This is a genomic window from Dietzia massiliensis (assembly GCF_018390595.1).
GTDB lineage: Bacteria > Actinomycetota > Actinomycetes > Mycobacteriales > Mycobacteriaceae > Dietzia > Dietzia massiliensis.
On the sequence record NZ_JAHBAV010000220.1, the window covers coordinates 1 to 431 of the forward strand.

The 431-nt window shown below is 61.9% G+C and carries 1 protein-coding gene; it reads right to left on the reverse strand.

The genetic code is table 11. The annotated features are described in order from the left end of the window. Positions 1 to 431: hypothetical protein (locus tag KHA85_RS20335; RefSeq protein ID WP_213186689.1), on the reverse strand; the 431-nt coding region annotated here is incomplete at both ends.

Consider the following 431-nt stretch of genomic DNA (forward strand, 5'->3'; position numbering starts at 1 on the left):
GGCCGAGGCGGCTGAAGCCCATATAGCTGCCGCGCGCACGCGGATCGGCCAGCGAAGCGCTCAGCGTTTCGCGCGCCGGTTCGGCGATGATCGATCCCAGATAGAAGCAGCAGATCAGCGTGAAGACCCCCTGCAAGCTGGTGGCGAGACCGATCGGCAGCAGGCTGAGCGTCATCAGCAACAGGCCCGCCATCAGGCGCTGCTCTAGCCGGAAGTGTTTTTCTCCCCAACGCGCCAGCGGATAGAGCAGCGATAGCGACAGCGCCGCTTCAATCGCATACATCCATTTCACTGCCGCCGGTGAACCGGCGATTTCGTTGACCACGATCGGCATCATCAGCATCACCTGCACCGCCAGCATGTAATAACCGGTCAGTGTCAGGACATAGGTGAGGAAGCGGCGATCGCGCAGGACCCGCAACATGCCTTCC